This window comes from Martinezella sp. CNPSo 3890 (genome assembly GCF_057784455.1).
Map to the genome: position 1 here is coordinate 139,589 of NZ_JBXSOR010000015.1, position 7,996 is coordinate 147,584.

Genomic DNA, 7,996 nt, shown 5'->3' on the forward strand with positions numbered 1-7,996 from the left:
CCGACACGAAAGCTATGGAATTCTTCGTCGCGTTCGCACATGGAGAGCCGATCTCGGATACCCGCGACCAAAGCTCCCGTCTGCAATAGGCGGCCAGATTCGGCCGCCTTCATATCTCAGCGAAGCTTGGATTATGCGCCGTAGACGACGAGCAGATCCTTGGCGTCGATCTGGTCGCCGGCGCGCACCAGCACCTCGGAGATCGTGCCATCCTTTTCGGCGTGCAGCGCCGTCTCCATCTTCATGGCCTCGATGGAAACAAGCACGTCGCCGGCCTTGATCGCCTGGCCGGGCGAGACGAAGACCGTGGAGATGACGCCCGGCATCGGCGCGCCGACATGGGCGGCATTGCCGGTTTCCGCCTTGCGGCGCACGGCACTGCCGGAAGCCCCATGGGCGCGATCCGGCACCTTGATGCGGCGCGGCTGGCCATTGAGCTCGAAGAATACCGTCACCATGCCTTTCTCGTCGGTCGCCGTCATCGCCTGGTTAACGATGACGAGCGTCTTGCCCTTCTCGATCTCGGCAAAGAGCTCATCACCTTCCTTGAGACCATAGAAGTAGGCCGGCGTCGGCAGCACCGAGACCGGGCCGTAGGTGTCGGCGGCCAGCGCGTAATCGGTGAAGACCTTCGGATACATCAGGTAGGAGGCGAATTCGAAATCGTCGACCTTGCGCTCCAGCTTGGTCTCGATGACCTTCCGCTCCGCATCGAGATCGGCCTCGGCAAGCAGGGAACCGGGGCGGACGGTATAGGGTTTGTCGCCCTTCAGCGCCTTCTTCTGCAGCGCTTGCGGCCATCCGGACGGCGGCTGGCCGAGATCGCCCTTCAGCATGGAGACGACCGAATCCGGGAAGGCGATATCCTTGGCCGGGTTTTCAACATCGGTGACCGTCAGGTCCTGGCTGACCATCATCAGCGCCATGTCGCCGACCACCTTGGACGACGGCGTTACCTTGACAATATCGCCGAACATCTGGTTCGCATCGGCATAGGCCTGCGCCACCTGGTGCCAGCGGGTCTCAAGCCCGAGCGAGCGGGCCTGCTCCTTGAGGTTGGTGAATTGGCCGCCGGGCATTTCGTGCAGATAGACTTCCGAGGCCGGTCCCTTGAGATCGCTTTCGAAGGCGGCGTACTGATGGCGCACGGCTTCCCAGTAGAAGGAGATGCGGCGGATCCATTCGGGGTCGAGGCCCGGATCACGCTCGGAGCCCTTGAGGGCTTCGACGATCGAGCCGAGGCAAGGCTGCGAGGTATTGCCCGACAGCGCATCCATCGCGGCATCCACGGCATCGACGCCGGCATCGACGGCGGCAAGCACGGTCGCAGCGGCAATGCCCGAGGTATCATGCGTATGGAAGTGGATCGGCAGGCCTGTCGCCTCGCGTAGCGCCTTGAACAGTACCTTGGCGGCAGCCGGCTTCAGCAAGCCCGCCATATCCTTCAGCGCGATGATATGAGCGCCGGCCTTTTCCAGCTCGACGGCGAGATCGGTATAATATTTCAGGTCGTACTTCGGCCGCGCCGAATTGAGGATGTCGCCCGTGTAGCAGATCGCCGCTTCGCAGAGCTTGTTCTCCTCGGCAACCGCATCCATCGACACGCGCATGTTCTCGACCCAGTTCAAGCAGTCGAAGACGCGGAAGAGATCGACGCCGCCCTTGGCCGCCTGGCGGACGAAGTATTTCACGACATTGTCGGGATAATTGGTATAGCCGACGCCGTTGGCGCCGCGCAGCAGCATTTGCAGCAGCAGGTTCGGCGCGCCCTCGCGGATCAGCGCCAGACGCTCCCATGGATCTTCCGTCAGGAAGCGCATGGAGACGTCGAAGGTGGCGCCGCCCCAGCATTCCAATGACAGAAGCTGCGGCAGGGCGCGCGCATAGGTGCCGGCGATGCTGGCGATGTCATAGGTGCGCATGCGGGTCGCAAGCAGCGACTGATGGCCGTCGCGCATCGTCGTGTCTGTCATCAGCACGCGCTTCTCGTTGCGCATCCACTCGGCGAATTTCTGCGGGCCGAGCTTGTCGAGGAGCTGCTTGGTGCCGTCGGGGATATTGCTGTCTATATAGGGCAACACTGGCTGCGCCACCTTGGGCGAAGGTACTGGACGGCCGCGCGTTTCCGGATGGCCGTTGACCGTGACATCGGCGAGATAGGTCAGAAGCTTCGTGGCGCGGTCCTGGCGCTTGACCTGCTGGAACAGTTCCGGCGTCGAATCGATGAAGCGCGTCGTGTAGCTGTTGTCACGGAATTTCTCGTGCGTGATGATCGCTTCGAGGAATGTCAGGTTCGTCGCGACACCGCGGATGCGGAATTCGCGCAGCGCACGGTACATGCGGGCGATCGCCTCTTGCGGGTTCGGCGCCCAGGCCGTCACCTTCACCAGCAGCGGGTCATAATAACGGGTGATGATCGCGCCGGTATAGGAGGTGCCGCCGTCGAGACGGATGCCGAAGCCGGACGCAGAACGATAGGCGGTGATGCGGCCATAATCCGGAATGAAATTGTGCTCCGGATCTTCCGTCGTCACGCGGCACTGCAGCGCATGGCCGTTGAGTCGAATGTCTTCCTGCTTCGGAACGCCCGATTCCGGGGTGCCGATGGCAAAGCCGTCGAGAATATGAATCTGCGCCTTGACGATATCGATGCCGGTGACGACTTCGGTCACCGTATGCTCGACCTGAATGCGCGGATTGACTTCGATGAAGTAGAATTTGCCGGTATCGGCATCCATCAGATATTCGACGGTGCCGGCACCGACATAATTCGTCGCCTTGGCGATCTTCAGCGAATAGGCGGCCAGTTCCTGACGCTGCGCATCGGTGAGATAGGGGGCCGGCGCACGCTCGACGACCTTCTGGTTGCGCCGCTGAACCGAACAGTCACGTTCGAACAGATGCACGACATTGCCATGCGTGTCGCCGAGAATCTGGCTTTCGACATGGCGGGCACGCTCGACGAGCTTTTCGAGATAGACCTCGTCCTTGCCGAAGGCGGCCTTCGCCTCGCGCTTGGCTTCCGTCACTTCCTTGGCAAGGTCTGCCTCGGAGCGGATGACGCGCATGCCGCGGCCGCCGCCACCCCAGGAGGCTTTGAGCATGACCGGATAGCCGATCTCGGCCGCCATCTTGGCGACTTCCTTCATATCGTCAGGCAAGGGATCGGTTGCCGGCACGACAGGCACGCCGACCGAGATCGCAAGATTGCGGGCGGCCACCTTGTTGCCGAGCTGGCGCATCGTATCGGCGCGCGGGCCGATGAAGATGATGCCGGCGGCATCGCATGCATCGACGAATTCCGGGCTTTCCGACAGCAGGCCGTAACCTGGATGGATGGCATCGGCGCCGGAAAGCTTGGCAACGCGGATGATCTCGTCGATCGACAGATAGCTCTCGATCGGCCCGAGATCGCGGGCAAGATGTGGACCGCGGCCGACCTGATAGCTCTCGTCGGCCTTGAAGCGATGCAGCGCGAGTTTGTCTTCCTCGGCCCAGATGGCCACCGTTTTTATGCCAAGCTCGTTGGCGGCGCGGAATACGCGGATGGCGATTTCGGAACGGTTGGCAACCAGGATCTTGGATATGGGCAATACTGTCTCCTCACGGCATCGAAACGGGCAATGCTGCACCCGCGAAGAGAATTCTTAACTTCTTGTCACAGGAAGTTCAATTTCTCCTGCGACATCCGACATCAAAATAGTTGCCGTTACGGAATAAGTCCGTTTCTGAAAGCGATGGCAACAATGTGCTGCCGATTTCTGGCCTTCAGCTTGTCCTGGATACTGTTCATGTACCAGTCGACGGTATGATTGGAGATCGTCAGCAGCCGGCTGATCTCGATCGACGTCATGCCGTCGGCCAGATGGTTGAGCACCTCCATCTCGCGTTTGGTCAGTTTCAGATCGGCTTTCTCCTGTTCCTCGAGCAATTGCGCTTCGTCGCGCAGCTCTAGCAGCCGCCAGAAGGCCTTTCTGGCCACGGCATCGAAGAGCGAAAGCTCGGTCGGGGAAAGATCGACCGCCTCACCGCCGATCGTCATGCTGCCGAGCAGACCGCTTCGTCCGTGAATCGGAAAAATATAGCCGTCGATAAGCCCGTTGGCACGAGCATCCGCCATCATCTGCTCCATCCGGCGCCGGAGCGGGTCCGATTTGTGCGCAGCCACGGCATCCCTCCAGCGGAAGGGGCGCTGTGCCCTGGTGGCATAGCGCGCCACCGGATCGACGAGCATGTATCTCTTGCGGACATAGGTCAGCGGCCATTGATCGGGCCAGCGGCCTGCCAGCATGAAGTTGGCGATATCGACATTCGGCCTCGTCTGCCGCAGCAGACCGTAGAAATCGAATTTGTAGGAACGGAGCACAAGCTCAAGCTCGGCCACGACATCCTTTGTACGCTCGCATTCTTCGATAACCACAAGCAATTCTATTAGCGAATGGATATTCACATTTACCCCTCGGCCTCGCAGCCTGAATTATTGGCGGACGAGCATTGCCACCCTGCTCGCCTGGCCCCATAGCGCGCTTAATCGCCGGCAACATACTCAGGCCGGCGCGAAATTGAACGCCTTTGGCGATTTTTTTACCATTCAACCGTGAATGGCCGCGCTCGGCGTGACTTAATAGTAACGGATGATGTCGCGGCAGGGTCGTCCCCAAATTGTCACATTTCTGCGGCGGCCGATAGCACCTCGCTGCGACAGCACGCGTCAGGCGGGAAATTCCCTTGAAAAAACAGCTTCAGATTCCGTTAATCGCCGGTTCAGGTACCGATCTGTAGTGTCGCAGCATTCCGAGTTTTGCTGATGCAAAGAGGGTGCCTGACGTGTCACTGTTCAAAGTCTATGCAAGAGCCCTGAAGTATCTTGGCGCGTATCGCTACCGCGTTTGGATGGTGGTGGTCGCAAACATCGCGCTTGCGATGACCACCATCTATGAACCGGTCCTGTTCGGCCGTATCTTCGACGCCATTGCCAAGAAAGAAGCCGTCACGCCGACGATGATGCTGTGGGCGGGCTTCGCCGTCTTCAGTGCTGTCGCCTTCATCGTTGTGTCCCGCGAGGCCGACCGCCTTGCGCATGGCCGCCGCGCCTCCCTGCTCACCGAAGCATTCGGCCGCATCATCTCGATGCCGCTGTCCTGGCATAGCCAGCGCGGCACCGCAAGCGCGCTGAACACGCTGCTTCGCGCCTGCGAAGCGCTGTTCGGCCTGTGGCTGGAATTCATGCGCAACCACCTCACGACCGCCGTCGCGCTCGTCATCATGATCCCGACCGCCATGGCCATGGACCTGCGACTGTCCGCGGTCCTCGTCCTGCTCGGCGTCTTCTACTGGATCATCGGCCGTCTGGTCATGAACCGCACAAAGGATGGCCAGAGCTCGGTCGAGAGCCATTACAACACCGTCTTCTCGCATGTGAGCGACTCGATCAGCAACGTTTCGGTGCTGCACAGCTATAACCGCATCGAAGCCGAAACCAAGGCACTGAAGTCCTTCACCGAGCGCCTGCTGCAGGCTCAGTATCCGGTGCTCGACTGGTGGGCTCTTGCCGGCGCGCTGAATCGCACGGCCTCGACTGTCGCCATGATGGCGATCTTGATGATCGGCACCATTCTGGTCCAGGACGGCAGCCTGAGCCTTGGCGCGCTCATCACCTTCATCGCCTTTGCCAACGTGCTGATCGGCCGCCTGGAGCAGCTGCGCAACTTCGCCAACCAGATTTTCGAAGCTCGCGCCAAGCTTGAAGACTTCTACACGCTGGAAGATTCGGTTCGCGACCGCGAAGAGCCGGCCGGCCTTGCCGAAATCAAGGACGTCAAGGGCGAAGTGGAGTTCCGCGACGTATCCTTCGGCTTCGCCAACTCGTCGCAGGGCCTGCACGACATCTCCTTCAAGGTGAAGGCTGGCCAGACCGTCGCCATCGTCGGCCCGACGGGCGCCGGCAAGACGACGCTCGTCAACCTGCTGCAGCGTGTCTTCGATCCGCAGAAGGGCCAGATCCTCGTCGACGGTCACGACATCACCAAGGTGACCCGCAAGTCGCTGCGCCGCTTCATCGCCACCGTCTTCCAGGATGCCGGCCTGCTGAACCGCTCGATCAGCGACAACATCCGCCTCGGCCGTGAAGGTGCGACGCAGGAGGAAATGATCCGCGCAGCCCAGGCCGCCGCCGCCAACGACTTCATCGAAACCCGCGAAGGCGGCTACGATACCCGCGTCGGCGAGCGTGGCAACAAGCTCTCGGGTGGCGAACGCCAGCGTATCGCGATCGCCCGCGCCATCCTCAAGGATGCGCCGATCCTGGTGCTCGACGAAGCGACCAGTGCGCTCGACGTCGAAACCGAAAACCGGGTCAAGACGGCGATCGACAACTTGCGCCAGAACCGCACGACCTTCATCATCGCGCATCGCCTGTCGACGGTCCGCGAGGCGGATATGGTCCTCTTCCTGGACAACGGCCGCATCATCGAGAATGGCAGCTTCAACGAGCTCAGCCAGAGCAACGGCCGCTTCGCCGCCTTGCTGCGCGCCAGCGGTATCCTGACGGACGAGGAAGTCCGCAAGGCACACACAACGGAAAGCGAAGCCGCCTGATCTTCGCAAGGGGCCCAAGATCAAAGCCGGGAGAGCGATGCTCTCCCGGCTTTTTTGCTGTTGAGGCTGTGGGCGAACGATATTTGTGAAACAAGCGCCAACCGGAGTTCTGCTCTGGTTATAATGTTTTCGCGAAGAAATTATAATTGATGCAATCGTTGACGCCGGCAAAATGAGTTATAATCTTTCTACGGAAACATTATAACTATGTCGTCGCAAAATCGCGTTCAAGGAAATGATTACCAGCTGACGACCGCGCGGACGCAACGCTTCAGAGGAATATATCGATGAAAGAAATCGATATTGTATACCGAACAATGTTCGCGGAACTCGCACAGCGCGCACTCGATGGCCAGTTCCATGCGGACTTCCCTCTGGAGGGGCGTTTCGTCACGGTTCCCGTCAAGGGCCGCGACTACTGGTATTTCGATCTCCCTACACCAAACGGCGACAAGCGACGCTATGTCGGCCCGCACAGCGACGAAGAAATCACGGCGCGGGTGAACGCCCACAAGCAGATCAAGGACAACATCAAGGAACGCCGGCGCATGGTCAGCTCCTTGCGTCGCGCTGGTCTTCCCGGTCCAGACCCATTCGCTGGAGACATCACGAAGGCCCTTGCGGACGCCGGATTGTTCCGACTGCGGGCCGTCCTGATCGGATCTGTGGCATTCGGTACCTATGCGGGCCTTCTTGGTGTTCGGCTGCCCTCGTCGGCAATGCAGACAAGTGATGCCGATTTCGCGCAGGATTTTGCAATCTCGGCAGAAGTTGGGGATAGTCTGCCACCCGTGCTGGAAGTCCTCCAGTCGGTTGATCCCAGCTTCCGAGCGATCCCGCACCAATCGGATCAGGCAAAGGTCGTCGCTTTCGTGAACGCAAAGGGCTATCGAGTAGAGTTTCTCACGAGCAACCGGGGATCTGACGAGTATTCCGGCAAACCATCGCCCATGCCCGCCCTCGGAGGCGCGTCGGCGGAAAGCCTACGATTCTTGGACTACCTGATCTACGAACCTGTCCGCACCGTGCTTCTTCATCGTGAAGGTGTAAGCGTGTTAGTTCCGGTTCCCGAGCGGTTTGCCGTCCACAAACTCATCGTAGCATCGAGACGGCTCACAGACGCGTTGGGACGCACCAAGGCAGACAAGGATCGATCTCAGGCCTCCCTGCTTTTCGAGGCCCTCGTGGAGACACGCCAAGGCGACGTCTTAGCCGATGCCTACGAAGAGGCGTGCGCGAGAGGGCCATCGTGGCAGGAAGCGATCGCCAGCAGCCTTACAAGGTTGCCTGATAGCGGAAGAAGGGCCCTTGCGAAGGCTCTCGGGGTACAGGTTGAAGATCTGGGCGATCATGTCCCGTTCTGATTTAGACGCGCTTGGGAGCTAGCTGCGCATAACAC

4 protein-coding genes are annotated in these 7,996 nt (G+C 60.2%); 2 read left to right on the forward strand and 2 right to left on the reverse strand.

Going from position 1 to position 7,996, the window contains the following annotated elements:
• Nucleotides 1–131 precede the first annotated feature (131 nt).
• Nucleotides 132–3,593 (reverse strand): pyruvate carboxylase, encoded by a 3,462-nt coding sequence (pyc, locus tag AC13RC_RS26935; RefSeq protein WP_488559060.1) that lies wholly within the window; start codon nt 3,591–3,593, stop codon nt 132–134.
• A 116-nt stretch (nt 3,594–3,709) separates the two neighbouring features.
• Nucleotides 3,710–4,450 carry a helix-turn-helix transcriptional regulator gene (locus tag AC13RC_RS26940; protein WP_113389770.1) on the reverse strand — a complete coding sequence of 247 codons (741 nt, stop codon included), beginning with the start codon at nt 4,448–4,450 and terminating at the stop codon, nt 3,710–3,712.
• Nucleotides 4,451–4,827: 377 nt separating this feature from the next.
• Here AC13RC_RS26940 and AC13RC_RS26945 point away from each other — a divergent pair, with 377 nt between their 5' ends.
• Together AC13RC_RS26945 and AC13RC_RS26950 are read left to right on the forward strand one after the other, a co-directional pair.
• Nucleotides 4,828–6,597 carry a glucan ABC transporter ATP-binding protein/ permease gene (locus tag AC13RC_RS26945; RefSeq protein ID WP_113352737.1) on the forward strand — a complete coding sequence of 590 codons (1,770 nt, stop codon included), beginning with the start codon at nt 4,828–4,830 and terminating at the stop codon, nt 6,595–6,597.
• A 287-nt stretch (nt 6,598–6,884) separates the two neighbouring features.
• The gene (locus AC13RC_RS26950) at nt 6,885–7,961 is read left to right on the forward strand and encodes a nucleotidyltransferase family protein (RefSeq protein ID WP_113389768.1); all 1,077 of its coding nucleotides are present in this window, start codon (nt 6,885–6,887) and stop codon (nt 7,959–7,961) included.
• The last annotated feature ends 35 nt before the right edge of the window (nt 7,962–7,996 follow it).

Bases quoted from the DNA above. Each gene is read 5' to 3' on its own strand.
- AC13RC_RS26950 (WP_113389768.1), top strand. From the start codon at position 6,885: ATGAAAGAAATCGATATTGTATACCGAACAATGTTCGCGGAACTCGCA.